Genomic DNA, 17,913 nt, shown 5'->3' on the forward strand with positions numbered 1-17,913 from the left:
ACCATACAGGTTCGAAACGCACCCTGATAAGGCACTGAAAAACAACCATGTTTCTCAGATAATGTTGCACGAGAGTGTAGCAGAGTTTGCTACATCCTCAAGCTCAGAATGCGAAGTGTGGTCACGTCTCTGAATGCGAAAAGTGCGAAGGCAGGGTCCGAGAACTGTCGTGTCAGATAGGTTTTGTGTGATTTGCCTAAACACCTCCTCAAAACTTCGGAGGCGATAATTGGCTACTCAAAGTCTGTGAGCATTCGCACTATGATAGACCCTTATAGGCGAAGCGGGCCCCCAAAGCCTTCTATGGTGCGATAAACCGGGGAGTCTCCGGTTGGAGCCGTGAGGACAAGGACATACGCAATGGAGACTTTGATACTTTCGTATGATGAGATGGCTTCGTTGCGAAGCTTTCTGATAGCGACTGTCTTTGAGTTTTTTGACGCTATAGAAATGGAAACCATTGGGAATTACGAAGCTAACGATATATTAGAAATGGCAAAGAAAGTATATTCTCGCATCGAGTTCGGTAAGAAAGAGTATGTCGACCCATTCAGTCGGGAAGAGTTGGATATAATCGGAAATTGTATACTCCATGGGAATATGGGCTTGGGCTTATACAAGCCCTACAAGAGATTCATAGATTATAAGTCCTGTGTGTTCGAGGAGACGATGGATAGAATAGACCGCTACATCAGGTCTAACGATTTGGAGTGAGCGTATCTGCGTCGCCGGGCTAAACAGCTTGATGTTACGATAGGCAAGACTAAACTTCTTCTAACGTTTTGGCTTCGTGCATTATTCTCTGGATGGTTCGCAATCCGACCCCATACTCCTTGGCCAGAGCAGTCCCGGTCTCTTCTCCATAGCGCCTGCGGATAGCTTTTTGGGCTTGTCTGCTGAGCTTGGGTTTCCTGCCCATTTTCACGCCACTCTCCATGGCTCTCTTCCTGCCAGATTGGGTACGGTCGATGATGAGAGCGCGTTCGAACTCGGCAAAGGAGGCGAGGAGGTTCATCGTCAGGCTTCCCATCATGTCATCCCTGATGGTGCCAACCCCTTGGATGGTTATGGCGATGCCCTGCTGTCTGATATTCTGGAGGACCATCAGGATGTCGAGGGTGGACCTTCCGAGCCTGTCGAGCTTCATGACGACCAGCTCGTCACCTGTCTGAAGCTTCTTCAGCATTTTCGCGAATTGTGGTCTGTCATCAGATTTCACGGCGCCGGAAATCTTCTCCTTGAAGATATTGGTCCTTGGGACACCCAAGGCCATCAAAGCGTCTTCCTGTTCCTGTAAATCCTGTCCTAAAGTCGATACTCTGCAATAGCCATATTTCATACAATTCCCCTTATAGTTTTGGCGGGGATTTATGGCGGTTCATTTTCGGCTGTTTTCTGCGGTTTCATAATGCCGCCATATTTCCCAATCTTTGACGCTATTATACACTTTTCCGGTTCTTATGGTTTTATCGAGAACATGAGATGTGAAACATCGTGTTAATTGGTTGTTAGTGAGCTATGCTACGGGCTTATGCCAAGGATTGTAGTGGAATCGCAATGAAATCTGAATCTTCGAAAGAGCTCTCAAGTCGGCCTGTTTTTATTCAGGATGATGTAATACCTTACTCAGCATATCAGGCAATATTCTACAAACTCACAAAAAAAACTGACAGGATCTTTAGATCGTTCAAGGGAGGGTATACCTTGAACACGACTGACATAGTAAATCTTGACACAATGATGGCGCAAGCGATTGTACAATACAAAGTCGCAGGTGTTCATCGTTCTGTAGTTCATTCGCTCAAGAATGGCGGATCAAACACATACAATACAATGCAGTTATTTCGAATAGCTGATATGAACTCGCGAGATATGTCCGGAACGGTTGCGTACGAGATTGAGTTTGTTGTTGTTTTGCCTGGAGAGATTGAAGAAGCAAAGGATATCGCACAGCGGTATAAAATTACCATTGTCATCAATAGGGATGAGATAGATGATCAGGAAGAAAATGTTCCATATTTTTTCCGTGGTTTCATTGGTGCACCCGAGATCCGTTTTTCGTTAGAGTATTCCGATTACATAGTAGCTCAGGCGTTGCAGACTGTCGTGGAGAGATGGGTTGGGGGGCTGCCTAAGCAATTAGAAAGTAAATACATAAAGCACGCAAATAAAATAGAGCATAAGTTTAGGGCTATCTTCCCATCGCTAATGTGCTCTATGCCACTACTTGGTGGTGCAATAAACATATACAGGCATAATTATACGGTAAATTATTCTATATCTCTGGTTATGTTTTGTATTTGTGTATCTATTTTATTTAGAGCATCTGCTGACATATTGACGGATTCTATCTACAAACGGGTGGCATTCTTGGGTCCGAGAATGTTCATCAACTTTACTCTAGGAGATGCTGATCATATAAATAATGTAAAAAACAAGAAGAAAAAACTCCATAATATATTATCATTCATAATTGGAACTATTATTTTCGGCACCATAATAAGTTTGTTTTCTTCATGGTTATACACCAAGATATTCTAGGAGGTACATTTTTTCGTCCCAAAAACACCTGTTTTGGGAATAGTCCAATTTTGCATGGCTGTGAGTCTGGTCATGCAATTATGGGACGGGGTTTGTGATACGGTTTTCAGGAGTTCATGGCGCGCCATGCCGTCATCTTGGAGACATGCAGGAGCTTCGCCACCTCGCGTGCGGACAGCCCCTGTGCCTTGAGACGTCTGGCCTGAGCGAGGTCTTCCTCGGGCAGGGAGGGGCGCCTTCCCAGACGTGTTCCTCTGGCCTTTGCCGTCTCCAGCCCAGACAGCACACGCTCACGGATGATGTTACGCTCGAACTCCGCAAAGCCTGCGAGAAGCAACAGAAACAGCTTGCCTCCGGCGCCTGATGTGTCGATGCCGAGATTGAGGATACGCACCGCCACGCCTCGTTTTTTCAGCACATCGATGAGAGTCAGCACGTCCAGTGCGTTACGTCCCAGCCTGTCGAGCTTGGCGACAATCAGCGTGTCTCCCGCATGGAGCTTTCGCACCAGTTTCCTGAGCGCCGGTCGCGTCTTCCATGAGGTCGCCCCCGAGATGGTCTCCGTCACGATGCTGTCCTCGCTCACGCCTTCACGGAGCAGGTCTGTCACCTGATTGTCTGTCTGTTGTCGCGATGTGCTTACCCTCGCATAGCCATATTTTTCCATATTCCCGTCCTGTCATTGCGGGACAGCTTTTCGGTACGTCTGCACCCGGTTTCGCCATCCTCCCATTATCGTAACAGAATCAGGTGTTTACGGGATATCCTGGGGGCAGGTTCAGCACTGTGCAGGGTGTGTGACGGCCTCGTTCTGTTCGGAATGAGCGTCTGTTTTTCCCCTGTTTATCGGAGGAGATGCACCCGGCATGGATGTCGAGATTTTCGGTCGCAAGGTCTGGATTCACGGAATCCAGGGACGAGTCAGCGGTTTGCGGTCATGGACCGAGACCCACACCACAACCTCGGGAGGGCAGGTCAGGGATTGCGGACCTGGCGGTCTTCAGGTGGATGCACCACGGGTCGATGTCCACACCACCCATCACCAGAGCTTCTGGGTCATCGCGCCTTCTGGGCGTGAGTGGCAGGGCAGGGGTAACTATCCCCTGCGAGAGGGACAGGAGGTGCGTGTTCTCTGGGCGGGGCTCGGTGGTCAAACCACAACGGGTCACGTCGTGATGCATAACCGAACGCTCCAGAAGTTCTGGACCAATCCAGTGGACTTGCCCCGTGCGCTGACCGTTCATGGGACTAAGCGCCTGACCCTGAAATATCTTGCCGTGCTGGCTGTGGTGTTCGGCGTCTCTTTGTACTTCCCCCTCACATACAGCGACGCTGGTACTGGCGCCTTTTTCAAAGGTCTGTTCGCGTGTCTGGTTCTGGTCGCTATCGGCGCCATGCATCGCGCGCGGATGATACGGGACAACCAGAGCGAAGCTCTCTCCGTCATTCAGAAAGCCGTCGCGAATGACCCCGAGCTTCAGCGGTCGCTTTCGGCCTGACGCACCGGGGCCTGTTTTGAGAACCGGCGCTTCGTCTTTTGCTCCTCCACATCATAAGGAATGGCTTCCATGAGACCCTTCGGTTCTCTGCTCTCTTTACTCGTGCTTGCGGGTCTCACCGCCTGTGCCTCGGCTGGTGATGCTTCCATGAAAAACCTCACTGCCTCCGAGGTCGATAGCGCCATCCATGATGGTGTCACGACTGGTGATGAGGTCCAGCGTCGCTTCGGTGCGCCCTCGGAAATCTCTCAGGAGAACGGGGCTACCATCTGGAGCTACGCCTACACGTCTGGCCGGGAGGATGGTCTTTCCATGGCTCAGGAGGCTGTGGGTCTCAGCTTCATCGGCACACGGACCAATAACGAGAGCAAATCCCTCGATGTGACGCTGAAGAACAATATCGTTCAGTCCCATCGTTTTGCCGTCAAGCATATCAGCGGTGGTAGCGGGGTGAGACAATGACCATGAAACACGCACTCGTTCTCCTCGCCCTGACGATGCCTGTCACGGCTCAGGCCCAGACCATGACCGAATGTATGCTGGCGCGTAATCAGGGCATGATAAGCCCTGCCTGTGGCAAACTGCTCGGGCTGTCAGACAGGTCAGCCCAGCCTCCCGAGGATAATGGCGGGGTGCATCTCAAACAGACGCTCTCCTACATGCCTCTGGGTAATCGTCTGGGGAATGCCAGCATCCTTGGTCTGTCTCTGGGCATGACGCAGGAGAAGGCCACGCAGAGTCTCAGGAACTGGTGCCTGCGTGACCCGAACATCGTGAACACGGCCATCTCCACCACCTACAAGGGCGTGCATGTCGAGACACAGTTCTTCCCGAGGCAGATGCAATGCTCCAAAGGCGATGACACCATCGAGATAACGCTCTCTGCGCCTGTGATGGGGTCGGTGGTCACGCAGATAGAGCGGAATGTCTCCTTTGCTCCCGACAGTGCTCCGACCTTTGCAACGCTTCAGGAGGAAGTCGCCGGGAAATATGGTCTGCACCTGCCTGCTCCCGGACCCTATGGGGAAGCTAGTCGCCAGCTTTATGCCAATATGGCAGGTCAGGAGATTGAGGGGGTAATCCACGCGGTCTCGCCCCGAAGCGAGGATGTCTCGACCTATGACGTGCCGGGAGAGACAGGGCTGTTGCAGGTGCGTCTCCAAAGCGTGTCAGGCAATCCGGCCAATATCGGCCATATCAGCTTCGACCTGCACGACATGCGGGCGGAACGCATGGTGGCGAGCGAATTGCTCAAGCAACTCAATGCATCCGTCGATTCGAAACTCGGCAAGGCGTCATCGCTGAAGCCTGAGCTTTGACGCTCTCATCCGGGGGGAGTCATCCCCTCGGCTGACTTGCCCCTCATACAATGCCCATGATGCCAGACACGGAAAGGCGGGGACTGGCTGATGTGGGACGGGTTGGAGAAGGCGTATGGGAGGCGTTGCGTGGTCTGTCGCCTCCGCCTGTGCCTGATTGCATATGATGTGCTTCCACCGTCTGCTTCCCCGCTCTCTGGCGCAATGTGGTGACACGAGCCTTGGCAGAGAGAAGGTCGATGCGGGCCATCTGCATGACCTCGTCATCCTGCGTCTCTTCGAGATAGGCCAGAACCTCTTTCAGGGCCTGTTTCTCTCTCAGATAGTCTTTCACCTCAGGCAGATTCATCCAGTCACGGTGTCTGTGTTCGCGACCTCGTACAATCCAGTCCGCCATCCATTTCATGGCATAGGCGAAGTTGCTGTCGTCGCTCATATTCAGCTTGCCGATATCGTGCCTGTGATAGCCGAGAGCGTCCAATGCCTCGTCAAAGACAGCTCTGGCCTTGCGGGCCTCTGCTTTGTGCCATGGCGTCCAGAGCGTCACACGGGCCTCTGCATCCAGCCAGTCCTGTCTCAATCCAGTCAGACGCCTTTCGTGACCAGCCCTGATATACGCTGTATCGCGCGATTTTGGGTCGGGGTGAGGCTCAGCAGGGAGATGGGACCAGCGGGACTGGAAGCTCTCTGTCAGCTCAGCCAGCAGGTCAGCGAAACGCTTCTGGCCATGGAGATGGTCGCGGAGTTGCTGTTCCTTCTCTGCCTGAGCTTCGTTGAAGTCGATGACGGCCTGAGCTTCTGATTGTGTCATGCCCCTGGTGATACTGGCGCGTGTCTTGGGGGATGACCCAGGTATGGTTCCAGTCCCAGCGACACTCCTAGTGATGGCGCCGGTTCTCAGGACGGGCCTTAATATGTTTCTTCCGCTTGCTGGTTCAGGTGCTGTGCTGACGGAATCCCCGGAAGGTTTGCGTGGGTCTGGCGGAAGGGATTTCTGCTCTGAGGCTACGGGGTCAACGGGGGTTTCCCCCTTGCCAGTTGGGTTTCGTGATGTGTCACGAGGGCCAGGGCTGGCTATGTCTTCCTTATTGCTCTGACGTATCACGCTCTGTTCTGGTGTTTCGTGACCGAGAATGAAGGCGCTGAACTCTGCCTTGCGAACACCAAGCAGGCGGGACAGTGAGCCCACGATGACGCCCTGCTCGTCTTTGAGAAGCACCACATTCGGCTTTTTGTCTCCTGACATCAGGTACCAGCCTTGTGAGGAAATCGCACTCTGGAAGGCCTGCCAGTCAGAGCTCCCGGCATAGAGGTTTCGGACTTGATACTTGATATCGAACGGCTTCCCTCCCTGTCTCTGACTGCGTCTGGATTGCGGGTCCGACAGGACGGAGTTGGGCAAGGCCCCTTCACACAGCACCTGTAATCTCTCGCGGTATTCTTCAGGGACTGCGTGATACACGGCCAGGTTGTGGCGTCCCTTGGTCAGCTCCAGCCCGTGCTTCAGCTCGAACAGACGGGCGACCTTCTCCTGACGTTCGTAGCGGTGTGACACGTCCAGAACCTTGCCTGTCTCCGGGTTCGTGGTGCGAACGAGAATATGGCAATGGCGGTTATCGGCCTCGCCATCATGGCGTGGCTTGGTGTGAATGACCGCGAGGGCAACATCTGACGCGGTGAACCCAAACTCCTGCGCCAGCATGGTGATGCAGTCTGCGAACTGTTCGGTCGTCAGTTTCTCCCGTGATGATATCTGAAAGTGCTGAACAGCATTGACGCGACTGAAAGCCGTGGCATCCGCGATGCAATCCTCGATATCCTGGCGTCTGCCTTTCCATACGTGAATGCGCTCATTGTCGCCGGTCTTCTCGACAAGATGATGATAGCTGGCGCCGGAACCGGATGCGGTCTTGATGGGGTTGCTCTTGAGTATCATCTGACCCTTCCCAACGCGCGATTGATGCGGGCTTTGAGGTCATCGATGTCCTGGGGCAGGGAGGAGGCAGAAACGTGGTCTTCCGTGTTCAGCCTGCGGGCAATCTGGTTTAAATTGTTGCCGATGGCAGACAGCTCCTGACGCAGAGCCAGAAGCTCTTCAGCAATAAGGCTCCCGCCTGCCATCTCATTGAGCAGAACCCGGCGACACCAGTCTGAAACCCTGCGTGTGCCTGCCTTGCGTTTTATCCTTGCCTGTTCACCGGGTCTGACCCGGATGTGTAATGTCTCCGTTTTCATAAGTTGTCCTCATTTCTGAGGACTATTGTGACACCGGGTTATGCAAAGGAGAGCGTCCAACGATACCCGTTCAATCAACGCTACGCCTTGGCGGACCCATTAAAACAGTTTGCGTACGGCGTATTGAGACCTGAATGGTTCTTCAAACATATCGGAGACGTTATTCAAGGTCTGTTCTATGCGAAAGCCATTATCGAAGATTGCCAGACATACAGCCTTTCCCGCCACATCCAGAACGATACCATTATCGATGATGGCATAATCAGCATAATCAGGAACAAGGTCGGGGTGAAAGTTTGATACCCACGTCTGTGTGTAGAGAGGAAGTTGCTCGGTATCGATGCGGAGATACTCATTATCGGGGGACGTATAGATATCGTAAACAGCGAACGCTGTTCGTAAGGCCCAGACGTTGCGGATAGGCCCTACAATAGAGAGGTCGAGTAAATCGTCGTCCTTCGTCTGTTGGATACGTTTCGACGTCTCGCGAAAGTCAACAAACTTCACGAACAACCCATCTGTGTCATCGATAAAAGGTGCTATTTCCTCGTCAGGGGATGCCGTAATGATTGCGCCTGTTTCCAGACGGATTTCGACTTCAAAGACCCTATCGGTTTTTGTCTGGATAACCTGCTGTTCCTCAAGGGAATAAATGAGTCTCATATCATCATTGGTAAAATAACGGGTGCAGTGGGCCATAAGCGTATCTCTTCCAGGAGGGGGCTGTCCAAGAGAGCCCATACACTCGCAAGGTAGACCGCAAGCTCGAACACCTTCTTGGTTCTTATATAAACAAGTTGGAACAGGACCAAAGTGAGAAGCTGTGTTCTCCTGCTTCGGCGCTTTTGAAATCATGGAAACCCTGGGTGTGTCTGTCTCCCTGAAATCCTTCACTACCCTGAGATGCAGGGTATGCAGGAACATGGTTTGCAGTCTCTGGGTATCGGTTCCGGCATAATGGAAATCAGGATGGCGAGCTGACAGTTTGTTCAGTCTCTCATCAGCAAACCCACGCAGAAGCAGGAGGACAGCCCCTCCGAGTGTCTTCTGTTTCATCAGTTGTCTGGCTCTGCTCACACGCCATTCAGAGAGAGCGCTGGTGTCCTTGCCCTCGTATACACCCTGGTAGCGGCGTTTGATGTCCTTCCTCAGCCCGATGAAGTTCAGGCTGGTTTCAGGCTTGCCATGGTCCTTGGTCGTATAACGTGACGCTCTGGCGACATCACGGATATCCTTGATGGCGTCATCCCGTCTGTCGAGTTCATTGGGGAAGGCGCTGAGTATCTGTTCCTCGACCCATGCCCTGTGTTCAGGTGAGACATAGAGCTGAATGTGATAATGCGGAGTTTCATCCTCATGCAGTTCCAGCGCTGTCATACCCAGCAGGAGAATATCCCTCTCTCGGGCTTTGCGTCTGACGCGCTTCCAGCGTCTGCTGATTTCAGCCTTGGCCTGTTCATAGGAGCAGTTGCGGTATTCCCCTGGCAGGGTGAGGGTCAGGAACAATCCAACGTAGTTGAGGAAGTTCACGGCAAGGTCGTGGATGCCATCTGCAATGGCAAGATTTACCGCATAGCTCCTACGGAGATGGAACTGGCGCAAATCATGAGCTGACAGGCTTCGTTCGGGGTGTTCTGCATCAGGGATGATGATGAAGCTTTTGGCGCTTGCGGTTCTGGCGTTATCGAAGTCCTGCTGAACCTCGTCGTGTTCCGGACGCAGGCCAATGACCCTGCGGAGATTGCGCCGTAACCTGTTGACCTTGCGTGTGAAGACACGCCCGGTGATTCGTCTGAGTTCCTTCAGCTCGGCGTGTGATTGGGAGAGAAGGTCGAACCCTGAAACCAGTTCATCTGGCTGTGTTTCAACCCATGCGATGACCTCACGGGCGACCTGTTCAGCCTCTCCATAGCAGGCAAGAAAGACGCAGTTTTCTGCGGTTATTCGTGTGATTTGGTCTTTGTAGAACCCATGCAGGGGGTAAAGCCTGCGCCAGATATCTGGCCTGTCAGCTCTGATATAACTCTCTATCTCTTCATATTGCACATCATCCTACGCATTCCCCATACAAACGGAGATGCGATAAATGATGTATACTGTCTGTCAGCGGTGCAAATCATCCTGATACTCCTTCTTACAGCCGGTCTGGGTTAATTCTGGCTGTAGGTGGGAGTATAGCACCCGAATGGGCGTATTTGTTTGGGTGCGGTATATTTCGTCAGGGATACGAACAACCTGTCTGTCTATTGTTGTAGGGCCTTGATGCGCCAGAACTCGGGATAGACGACAGCATCGGCGACCTTTTTCAGGTTCTCGACCTCGATTTCATCGAGATATTCCTTGATGCCTACCGAACGGCTTTGCCCTTCATGTCCAAGAAACTTGTCAATCCAGACGTCACGCAGACCACCCTCGCCATGTTCATGGATATTGCGGAGCTTGGTGGAGACGTAGTGACGAAAGGAGTGGAAAACCATCGTGGCAGGGATTCCCAGCCTCTTTTTGTGGGTCGAGAAGTTTCTGCCAAAAAGCCCCGACCGTCTCTTGTCTTTCCCTGAAAAACTCAGCTCGTGGAACAGATAGGCATGACCCGCCTGTTTCGAACGCATGGCGAAATCGAGAAAGCCCTCATCAATCAGGCGTTGGCAGACAGGAACAACGCGTGTGCCTGCTTCGGTCTTGGGGTTCCATTCGGTCCAGGGTTCTCCCTCGGTGGCCTCATGCTCCTGAATGACGATGCAGGGGATACCCCTGAGGGTCATGATGTCCTGATTGCGTAGGCGACAGATTTCCTCCACCCGCATACCCGTATAGGCGCCGACACCGACGATGAAGCCGAACGTTTCCTTTGAAATGGACGTGGCAATCTCGAAAGGGGCTTCTGCCAGTCGGGCAAGATGCTCGTCGCTCCAGCGGATGCGCCGGAGTTTTTTCTTTGTGTCGAATGACCAGCCTGTGAACAGGTTTCTGTCCACGAGGTCACGCAGGAGATAATAGCGCCAGATGGCAGACAGACGGGAAAAGTTGTTTTTGACGGCCTTGCCCGAGACTGTCCTGAGTTTGAGCCGGGTCGACTCTTCCGCAAGTTCGAGTGCGGTCCTTTTGTCGTTCTTTTTTCTGCCGTGGTATTCCGGAAGCTTCTCCATCACCTCCTTGAACCGTCCGGCATCGGCGCCGGTGTAGAGGCGTATCTCCTTGTCTCCGCATACTTCGAGAAAGCGCCTGATGACATTGCGATAACCTCTGAAGTCGGCGTCCTTCCACTTTTGCGAAGAGGCGAGGATGAAGGCTTCGCTGGCTTCGGAGAACAGAGGGCTTTTGTCCGGCTCCTTCGGCTTGGTCCAGGTTTCGATATTGCTGAAGTGGCCGAGGATGGCAGACATCTTCTCCTGCACGTCGAATGCGGGAGAGTTTTTCACGACGGTCTGAAGCTCTTCCACGGACTCTTTCGCTGTATCGACGAAGGTCATGAACTGCTTGTGGTCCCGCATACGATGGAGCAGGTGTTCTGCATTCATGACGCGATACTGGGACCGTAGCGCTGACAACTCGCTCTCATAGGCAGAGATGAGACTGTCGAGCAGAGGCCGGAGCTGGTCATCGACGCTCTCTCTCAGTGAATCATTGATGTCCTGAAAGAGCTCCTGCGTCACGCGATGCACTCCTGAAAACAGCCTGTCCGTGGCCAGAGAGATTGCACAGGCCCGGCTTTTTGCAAGCGATTTGTCGTTCGTGTCGAGCGTGACCCAGAGCTCGCGTCGTCTCATCAGCTCACGCAGATGTGTCGGAATGACACGTCTGAAAGCATATCCGGCAGGGCGTCGAACCAGCATTGGAAGGCCATGATGGGGCACCCGGATGTAGCAAAACACCGGGTTCAGGTTGCGGGAACCTGAAAAACGCAATCATTTCAATGCTTTATGTGGTGCGAACTATGGGACTCGAACCCATACGCCCTTACGGACTCGAGATTTTAAGTCTCGTGCGTCTACCATTCCGCCAAGTTCGCACAACACAGTGCACGCTCTAGCACGCAGGGCCTGACGTGCAAATCCCTGCCTTGTGGCATCATCCAAGGGTGAGGAGTGTCGTGCCATGCTCCTTGAGCCAGCTTTGGGCCTGCTTGCGAGCCGGGTGATGGCGGTCGACCATGGCCCAGAATGCGCGGCTGTGATCGAAATGGGTCAGATGGGCCAGTTCGTGTACCATCACATAGCGTCGGACGGCCTCTGGCATCATGATCAGGCGCCAGTTGAGCATGATCCTTCCCTGTTTCGTACAACTGCCCCATCGTGTTCTTGCCGCGCTACAGGCAAAGCGCGTGACGGTGCATGCCATGCGTGTTGCTTCATGGGCGAGCTCGGCCGGCAGGATCAGGCCTGCCTGATGTTTCAGAAACAGAACCGCTCTATTACCGAAACGCGGCAGAGGGCCGTTTAGCGACAGGTGCGTCTCATTCAGGCGCGCCGTCTGTGCATGCTCGGGTGTGTGGGCCAGCGTCACAAACCGGTTGTCGAACCAGATCCTGCTGCCAGGCATCAGGGAAGGCGGGCTGGGCAGGGCCGCAAGATGCGTGCGTGCCCAGTCGTCATGGGCATCGAGAAAGGCTTCTGCACGGCGTAGCGATACGGAGGGGGGTATCGTTACGATAACCTGTCTGGCGACAGGGTCTATACGCAACGCCAGGCGTCGGGCACGCGTGGAACGACGCCAGAGAACAGGGTAGGATCTCTGTGTTACCAACGGCGTCGACGTGGGGGGGATTTGCGCTTCTTGCGCGCAATCCCGGCAGGGATTTCGGCGGGCCAGTCCACAATATGATCTTCAAGCATACCTGCTTCGCGCTCACTGATCATGCGGCCCTTGCCAGAAATATGGGCCTCATGAACGGACTCATCCGAGCCCGAGCGCAGTTTGTGCCATGCAGGAAGGTCCTGACCGTCGCGGATCAGGATGTAGGCGCAGCTGGGAGGGAGCCAGTCGATATCGGCAAGAATTTCCGGTGTTAGCGACACGCAATCCGGCACCTTGCGAAACCGCTTCGCGTAATCCGAGCACTGACACGTTCCCAGATCGAGCAGACGGCATGCCACATTGGTGTAATGGATTGCGTCGGTTTCCTCGTCACGCAGCTTGTGCAGGCAGCATTTGCCGCATCCGTCGCACAGCGATTCCCACTGCTCCGTGCTCATTTCCGACAAGGGGACGGTTTGCCAGAAGGGCGGGGTTTCGTCAGCCATGACCGTATCCTGACAGGCACACGCAAAGAAGAACGACCGCAATGGAAATGCCGGTGCTCAGTAGCAGGGGAACACGCAGGAGCGGCAACCACAGGAGTACCATGCGCTGATAGGGGCTGGCGCCGAGACCGGAAGCCGCGCGTACGAGCCCCTCAATACTCCCTGCAATCCTGCGCATAACCGGTAGGGCGCAGACAGGGGCTAAAAGAATACCGCACAGAAAGAGACTGCCCAGTCCCGCCTCTTGGTGTTGCGCGAGACCGGAGGCATAGCTTAGCCATAACCCACCCATGAGGGCGCCTGAGGCCGTATAGGCAATCATGGCAGCAAGTCGGCGGGTGACGGATGCAGGACGCGTTGCCGCTGCAAGCGCCACAAGAATGAGGCCCAACAGCCAGCCGGCACAGACAGAAACGATTGCCATAATCATGGAGCCGAGGTCAGCCACGTCTGAAAGCGCTTTTGCAGCGCATAATAATTGATGGCCCAGAAACCGTCGCTGATCGCAAGTGAACGAAGGTCCTGACCGTCCTGTGGCGCATCCTGTGTGTCGTCATGCAGCGGCGTCTGGTCGCGCAGCATTTTCAGAACGGCGTCCGTCTGCTCGGCAGGGACATTGCGTGGAATGGCCCAGGAAATTTTCTGGCGTAGCGATTGACGCCACTGCACGGCAAAGGATGCCTGTTTGTCCGTCGCAAGCAGGCGGTCATGCGGCGTTGAAAGCATCAGGGCCGCGCCGCTGCTCATGATGCGTGTCGCTTCCAGCGGGGTGCGCCACCAGACAAGATACGGGCGTAACTGATCGAGTTTGCGAAAGGCACGATCCACCCCGGCAGGGGAGGCGAGTACGGCATAGATATCGCCGGGCGCCACGCCATCGGCCATCAGGGCGATTTCGAGCGTACCGCGTGGGTCGAGCCTCAGGGCGCGTTTTCCCGGATGGCGTGCAATATCCCAGAAATCCCCCCAGCTCGGCGCCGTATCGCCAAGGCGGTTACGGTCCCAGGCCAGCACAATGCTCTCTTCACCGGCCTGTATGCCGCAGGGGGAGGCGGCAGGGGGATGGGTCTTGTCCACTGTCGTTGCAGCCGGGAGTGTCTGGACCAGCCCATCGCGACATGCGGCATAAAGCGTGGTGTTATCGACCATGGCCGCCAGCCAGAGAGGTGTGCGTGACAGAGCCGCCTCTCTCAGCGTTGCAAGACTGCCATCCCATTCTTTCAGGGGGTAAGGCTGGTCAGGCATCAGAAGCGAATGGGCGTCTATGCTGCCGGAGAGCACAGCCAGACCCAGCGCAGGGGCAGCTGCATGCGCTTTCTTTTTCGTGCTGGCGTGATGGGTCGCATGACGGGGGTGATGACCTGCAGCGCTGGCGTCATGTGTGCCGGGCAGGAAGCAAAGCGTCACCAGCAGCGTCCATGCCACGTGCTTTCGTGCGGCAAGCTTTGGGCAGCTATGTCTGGGGAGGGGAGGGGACGCGCGCAGGAAATGACCTTCCAGGACAGATAATGATGACCGGAGCGCTCCTTATAGAGCGTCTTTCATAGGAAACGCCACAGCCTGACTGGCCTGCCAGGCAAGTTGCAGTGCTGTTCCGGGCGTCATCATGCGCATCGACTGCAAAAGCGGGCGCCTCATTTCGATCTCGCCCCCATCGGATAATCTGAGTTTGAGCCGCATCTGGTCGCCTGTATGGAGCACGGACTGGATGGTTGCCATGAGGGGAGGCATATCGTCCTCTCCGGCAATCGGCGTGCTGAACAGGGGGGTCATGCGATCGGGACGAATGCAGAGGGTGCACAGCGTATCCTCCGCCAGGTCGGGCTCTGCCATGGCTTCGACCACGCCGCCGCAGGCGAGATGGATCCGCGCAACATCGTCCTCGATTTCAAGCACGCGCCCGGACAGGAGATTGGCTTCTCCAAAAAGCCGCGCGCTTTCGGGTGCAGTCGGGCGTTCCAGAAGCGTACTCGCTTCAGCGCATTGGACGAGCGTATGATTGTCGAATAGCGCGATGCGTCCTCCCAGCCAGACCGAATCCTCGCGGCTTCGTGCTGCGTAGATCAGAGAAAGGCCCAGAGCGCGATGAAGCCTGGAAAGAACCTGTCTGATGCGGCTTTCCTCACGCAGGTCGAGACCGGCCATGATGTCGTCTAGCACGAGCACGGAAGGTGCATAGGCAAGGCTGCGGGCCAGCCTGAGTCGCAGATTATGCTCTGCTGTGAGCCTGTCCGCTCTGACCGAGGCCAGTCCATCCAGACCTAGAAGGGCCAGGAACCGGGCGACGCCAGCCTCGCGCTCTCCTTGTGTCAGCCCGCGCACGCGCAGGGGAAAAGCGATATTTTCCCTGACCGTCAGGTGGCCGAATGCAGGATCGCGTGGAGAGATGAGGCTGACCGCACGGCGCGAGGCGTTTGTGGAGGTCACATCGAGACCGTCGATCAGGATTTCTCCGCATGCCGGGGCGACATACCCGGCCAGTATGTCGCAGAAACGTCGCAGCGTCGTGCCATCCTCTGCCAGGAGGCTGAGCGCCTCACCCCTTGCGAGGGTCAGGGAGAAGGGCAGGGTCCGGAGCGAAAGGCTCAGATCCTGAACCGAAAGTGGGAACTTATGGCCCTGCGGTGAAACGGACATGAAACCTCGCCTGAACTCAATGCGTTATCAACGAAACCATAAGATACGGTTCCAGCCGTTTAGGAGTTGTGACATGAGCAAATCTGACGTCAAGAAATCTGTCGATACCGCCAGCCAGTCGGCACAGGAACAGATCGATACACTCAAGACCCAGCTGGAGCAGCTGCTCAAGGATCGCATCAATCCTGCGCTCCTTGATGTGGCGGACAAGGCCGATCAGGCCGTTGCCAATGCGCGTGGGATCACCGATGTGCAGCTTCAGAACGCTGAAGCCCGTGTTCGTGCCCGCCCGATTGCAGCAGTTTTGATTTCTGCCGTCATTGGCTTTATTGCAGGACGTGTCTCCAAGTAAGCTGCTGCCTTATGAAGCAAGGCGGCCGCTCGTCTCAACCCGTTCCGGGGCAGGCAGGCCAGAACGGTCTGCCATGGGTCCGTTCATACGGGCCCTGCTCCGGGGCGTTTCACGATAAAGGCTAGCGACTCTTCATGAAGGTCATTGATGTCGGGCAAGAAGCCCTTCAGGCTCAAGGCGAGGTTCTGCAGCGCGTAGCGATGCGGATCGGTCGTCGTGTGGCCTATTTCGTTATTGCCGCCATCTTTGGCCTGTTCGCGCTGGTTTCCTTTCATGCCGTGTTATGGGCGTTCGCCTACAGCGTTCTGCATTTCTCGGCATTTGCCGCAGCCTGCTCCGTACTCGGTCTCGATCTGCTCTTCGTGATCATCTTCGGTCTGCTTGGCACACGCAACGTCGCCGACCCTGTTGAATTCGAGGCGCGTCTGCGCCGTGATCGCAAGTTCATCGAGTTCAAACAGACGCTGGCCCTGTCCACGCTGATGGGTCTGCTGGTCGGGCCGATCGGTCGTTTTACCGGCAGGCAGCTGATCGACGTCCTGCGGAACATTTTCGCGCGACGCTAACCCGGTCTGCCCTTGCTGCCCGTCATCACAAGAAATCTTATGCAAATTTCAGGTTTCGGTTATGGCGGTGGCAACCTGTTTCCCCTATGACCTTGCTTCAGTTGCCCCCGGACGAAGACTCCGGAGGCCGATCGGGTTGGGTCAGGTATTTTGATGTCTGTGCTCCGGCGGTCTGACGGTCCCAGAAAAGACTGTCGGTGCTGCCGGTCCCTGTGCTTCTCTCCTTCTGATCCCGCAAGGTAGAATCTGGAAGGAAGAGGGAGGCAGATGCTCGCGGAATTCGATCTTTTCGGCGTATTGATTTCTCCGATCGCCGTATATTCGGTTGCCGCCCTTCCCGTCACACTTCTGATCCGGCTCGTTCTTTGGCGCACAGGTGCCATAGAATGGTTCTGGCATGTCGCCCTGTTCGAAGTGGCGCTCTACGTCTGCGTTCTGTGCCTGCTGGTGCTTTATGTCTGAGTGCCTTTACAGAACACGCCGATGCACCCGATCGCGCAATGAGAGAAAACGCCAGGAGCGCGCTGCCTGCAGCACGACCGCTCTCTCTGGCAGTGCCGTGCTCGACCTTGCTTCAGACGTCATCCCTGTCCCTCACGAGGAATGTTTTCCGTGCTGCTCGCCCGTACGCTGATCCGAGTCTTCCTGACATTTGCAGTGCTCGGGGTGACGCTCCTGCTCGGCTATACGCTCTGGGAGACCTATATGATCGCTCCTTGGACGCGCGATGGCCGCGTGCGCGTCTATGTGGTCGATGCAGCGCCCGAAGTTTCGGGCACTGTCGTCAGTGTGCCCGTTCACGATAACGATTTCGTCCACCGTGGCGACCCGCTTTTCGTGATCGATCCGGTGCGATTCAGGTTGGCCATCAAGGAAGCGGAAGCGCATCTGGCCAGCGCCGAGGAAGATCTCAAGCTGCGTCGCAACGATGCCAAGCGCCGTATGGGGCTGAATGGTATTGTGTCTGCCGAAGAGCAGGAAATCTACAACTCGAATGTCGAGACGCAGGAGGATGCCGTCAACGCGGCACGCGCGGCACTCGACGTGGCCCGCCTGAACCTGCAGCGCTCCATCGTTTATTCGCCGGTCGAGGGGTATGTCACGAACCTCAATCTGCGCGTTGGCGATTATGCGCATGAGGGACAGTCACGTATGGCCGTGATCGACGCAGACAGTTTCTGGATCAACGCCTATTTCGAGGAAACGAAGATGTGGGGCGTGCATGTGGGCGATGTCGCACGTGTCAAACTGATGGGATATCGCGAGATCATCCCTGCCCATGTCGTCTCCATTGCGCGCGGTATCAACGACCAGAATGGCTCACCCGACAAGCTTGGGCTGCAGGATGTGAACCCCATCTTCACATGGGTCCGTCTTGCACAGCGTATTCCCGTTCGTATCCATCTCGATCGTCTGCCTCCCGAAGTCATTCTGGCGGCGGGCATGACCTGCACGGTTACAGTGGGAACGCCTCCACAGGGTCAGCGTGGACGTCTGACCACCTGGCTCCAGAATCATCTCTGA

General features: G+C 55.2%; 19 protein-coding genes and 1 tRNA gene. 8 read left to right on the top strand and 12 right to left on the bottom strand.

Annotated elements, in window-relative coordinates:
• Positions 1-763 precede the first annotated feature (763 nt).
• Entirely contained in the window at positions 764-1,339 is a 576-nt protein-coding gene (locus NF685_RS08445) for a recombinase family protein (RefSeq protein ID WP_252849300.1), read from the bottom strand.
• A gap of 218 nt (positions 1,340-1,557) precedes the next feature.
• On the opposite strand from NF685_RS08445, the gene NF685_RS08450 reads away from it, so the two are divergent.
• A complete protein-coding gene (locus NF685_RS08450; RefSeq protein WP_252849301.1) occupies positions 1,558-2,541 on the top strand; it encodes a hypothetical protein in 984 nt (327 codons plus the stop codon).
• Positions 2,542-2,647: 106 nt separating this feature from the next.
• Here the strand turns inward: NF685_RS08450 and NF685_RS08455 are convergent, their stop codons facing one another.
• Positions 2,648-3,208, bottom strand: a complete 561-nt coding sequence (locus NF685_RS08455; RefSeq protein ID WP_264813716.1) for a recombinase family protein — start codon at positions 3,206-3,208, stop codon at positions 2,648-2,650.
• A 199-nt stretch (positions 3,209-3,407) separates the two neighbouring features.
• Here NF685_RS08455 and NF685_RS08460 point away from each other — a divergent pair, with 199 nt between their 5' ends.
• The 3 genes from NF685_RS08460 (at position 3,408) to NF685_RS08470 (ending at position 5,359) form a co-directional block, all read left to right on the top strand.
• A complete protein-coding gene (locus NF685_RS08460) occupies positions 3,408-4,040 on the top strand; it encodes a hypothetical protein (protein WP_252849303.1) in 633 nt (210 codons plus the stop codon).
• A gap of 69 nt (positions 4,041-4,109) precedes the next feature.
• Positions 4,110-4,502 (top strand): hypothetical protein, encoded by a 393-nt coding sequence (locus tag NF685_RS08465; RefSeq protein WP_252849304.1) that lies wholly within the window; start codon positions 4,110-4,112, stop codon positions 4,500-4,502.
• Positions 4,499-5,359 (top strand): hypothetical protein, encoded by an 861-nt coding sequence (locus NF685_RS08470; RefSeq protein WP_252849305.1) that lies wholly within the window; start codon positions 4,499-4,501, stop codon positions 5,357-5,359. Before NF685_RS08465 ends, NF685_RS08470 begins: the two co-directional genes overlap by 4 nt.
• A gap of 43 nt (positions 5,360-5,402) precedes the next feature.
• Here the strand turns inward: NF685_RS08470 and NF685_RS08475 are convergent, their stop codons facing one another.
• The 10 genes from NF685_RS08475 to NF685_RS08520 form a co-directional block, all read right to left on the bottom strand.
• Positions 5,403-7,295, bottom strand: a complete 1,893-nt coding sequence (locus NF685_RS08475) for a relaxase/mobilization nuclease domain-containing protein (protein ID WP_252849306.1) — start codon at positions 7,293-7,295, stop codon at positions 5,403-5,405.
• Complete coding sequence (locus NF685_RS08480) at positions 7,292-7,594, bottom strand: plasmid mobilization protein (RefSeq protein ID WP_252849307.1); 303 nt, start codon at positions 7,592-7,594, stop codon at positions 7,292-7,294. The genes NF685_RS08475 and NF685_RS08480 overlap by 4 nt, the downstream gene beginning before the upstream one ends.
• Before the next feature lie 99 nt (positions 7,595-7,693).
• On the bottom strand, positions 7,694-9,640 hold the full coding sequence (locus NF685_RS08485; protein WP_252849308.1) for a replication endonuclease: 1,947 nt from the start codon (positions 9,638-9,640) through the stop codon (positions 7,694-7,696).
• A 197-nt stretch (positions 9,641-9,837) separates the two neighbouring features.
• Entirely contained in the window at positions 9,838-11,427 is a 1,590-nt protein-coding gene (locus NF685_RS08490) for a DUF6538 domain-containing protein (RefSeq protein WP_252849309.1), read from the bottom strand.
• Positions 11,428-11,517: 90 nt separating this feature from the next.
• A tRNA-Leu gene (locus tag NF685_RS08495) sits at positions 11,518-11,603 on the bottom strand.
• A 59-nt stretch (positions 11,604-11,662) separates the two neighbouring features.
• Complete coding sequence (locus NF685_RS08500; RefSeq protein WP_252849310.1) at positions 11,663-12,274, bottom strand: M48 family metallopeptidase; 612 nt, start codon at positions 12,272-12,274, stop codon at positions 11,663-11,665.
• A 56-nt stretch (positions 12,275-12,330) separates the two neighbouring features.
• Complete coding sequence (locus NF685_RS08505; RefSeq protein ID WP_252849311.1) at positions 12,331-12,834, bottom strand: YcgN family cysteine cluster protein; 504 nt, start codon at positions 12,832-12,834, stop codon at positions 12,331-12,333.
• Positions 12,827-13,282 (bottom strand): hypothetical protein, encoded by a 456-nt coding sequence (locus NF685_RS08510; protein ID WP_252849312.1) that lies wholly within the window; start codon positions 13,280-13,282, stop codon positions 12,827-12,829. Before NF685_RS08510 ends, NF685_RS08505 begins: the two co-directional genes overlap by 8 nt.
• Positions 13,261-14,259, bottom strand: a complete 999-nt coding sequence (locus NF685_RS08515) for an extracellular solute-binding protein (protein ID WP_252849313.1) — start codon at positions 14,257-14,259, stop codon at positions 13,261-13,263. The genes NF685_RS08510 and NF685_RS08515 overlap by 22 nt, the downstream gene beginning before the upstream one ends.
• Positions 14,260-14,361: 102 nt before the next feature.
• Positions 14,362-15,471, bottom strand: coding sequence for an ABC transporter ATP-binding protein (locus tag NF685_RS08520; protein WP_252849314.1), 1,110 nt, complete (start codon positions 15,469-15,471; stop codon positions 14,362-14,364).
• 73 nt (positions 15,472-15,544) lie between these two features.
• On the opposite strand from NF685_RS08520, the gene NF685_RS08525 reads away from it, so the two are divergent.
• The 4 genes from NF685_RS08525 to NF685_RS08540 all read left to right on the top strand — a co-directional run bounded on the left by NF685_RS08525 (position 15,545) and on the right by NF685_RS08540 (position 17,913).
• Positions 15,545-15,823, top strand: coding sequence for a hypothetical protein (locus NF685_RS08525; RefSeq protein ID WP_222548195.1), 279 nt, complete (start codon positions 15,545-15,547; stop codon positions 15,821-15,823).
• A gap of 134 nt (positions 15,824-15,957) precedes the next feature.
• The gene (locus tag NF685_RS08530; protein ID WP_252849315.1) at positions 15,958-16,389 is read left to right on the top strand and encodes a hypothetical protein; all 432 of its coding nucleotides are present in this window, start codon (positions 15,958-15,960) and stop codon (positions 16,387-16,389) included.
• A 267-nt stretch (positions 16,390-16,656) separates the two neighbouring features.
• Positions 16,657-16,851: a DUF1656 domain-containing protein gene (locus NF685_RS08535; protein WP_222548193.1), complete on the top strand. Its 195-nt coding sequence runs from the start codon at positions 16,657-16,659 to the stop codon at positions 16,849-16,851.
• 150 nt (positions 16,852-17,001) lie between these two features.
• Entirely contained in the window at positions 17,002-17,913 is a 912-nt protein-coding gene (locus tag NF685_RS08540; RefSeq protein ID WP_222548192.1) for an efflux RND transporter periplasmic adaptor subunit, read from the top strand.

The organism is Asaia lannensis NBRC 102526 (assembly GCF_024054035.1).
Lineage (GTDB): Bacteria > Pseudomonadota > Alphaproteobacteria > Acetobacterales > Acetobacteraceae > Asaia > Asaia lannensis.

What these genes read in the sequence shown, in the direction of transcription:
- NF685_RS08445 (WP_252849300.1), bottom strand. Translation starts at nt 1,339, where the DNA reads ATGAAATATGGCTATTGCAGAGTATCGACTTTAGGACAGGATTTACAG.
- NF685_RS08450 (WP_252849301.1), top strand. Translation starts at nt 1,558, where the DNA reads ATGAAATCTGAATCTTCGAAAGAGCTCTCAAGTCGGCCTGTTTTTATT.
- NF685_RS08455 (WP_264813716.1), bottom strand. Translation starts at nt 3,208, where the DNA reads ATGGAAAAATATGGCTATGCGAGGGTAAGCACATCGCGACAACAGACA.
- NF685_RS08460 (WP_252849303.1), top strand. Translation starts at nt 3,408, where the DNA reads ATGGATGTCGAGATTTTCGGTCGCAAGGTCTGGATTCACGGAATCCAG.
- NF685_RS08465 (WP_252849304.1), top strand. Translation starts at nt 4,110, where the DNA reads ATGAGACCCTTCGGTTCTCTGCTCTCTTTACTCGTGCTTGCGGGTCTC.
- NF685_RS08470 (WP_252849305.1), top strand. Translation starts at nt 4,499, where the DNA reads ATGACCATGAAACACGCACTCGTTCTCCTCGCCCTGACGATGCCTGTC.
- NF685_RS08475 (WP_252849306.1), bottom strand. Translation starts at nt 7,295, where the DNA reads ATGATACTCAAGAGCAACCCCATCAAGACCGCATCCGGTTCCGGCGCC.
- NF685_RS08480 (WP_252849307.1), bottom strand. Translation starts at nt 7,594, where the DNA reads ATGAAAACGGAGACATTACACATCCGGGTCAGACCCGGTGAACAGGCA.
- NF685_RS08490 (WP_252849309.1), bottom strand. Translation starts at nt 11,427, where the DNA reads ATGCTGGTTCGACGCCCTGCCGGATATGCTTTCAGACGTGTCATTCCG.
- NF685_RS08505 (WP_252849311.1), bottom strand. Translation starts at nt 12,834, where the DNA reads ATGGCTGACGAAACCCCGCCCTTCTGGCAAACCGTCCCCTTGTCGGAA.
- NF685_RS08520 (WP_252849314.1), bottom strand. Translation starts at nt 15,471, where the DNA reads ATGTCCGTTTCACCGCAGGGCCATAAGTTCCCACTTTCGGTTCAGGAT.
- NF685_RS08525 (WP_222548195.1), top strand. Translation starts at nt 15,545, where the DNA reads ATGAGCAAATCTGACGTCAAGAAATCTGTCGATACCGCCAGCCAGTCG.
- NF685_RS08530 (WP_252849315.1), top strand. Translation starts at nt 15,958, where the DNA reads ATGAAGGTCATTGATGTCGGGCAAGAAGCCCTTCAGGCTCAAGGCGAG.
- NF685_RS08535 (WP_222548193.1), top strand. Translation starts at nt 16,657, where the DNA reads ATGCTCGCGGAATTCGATCTTTTCGGCGTATTGATTTCTCCGATCGCC.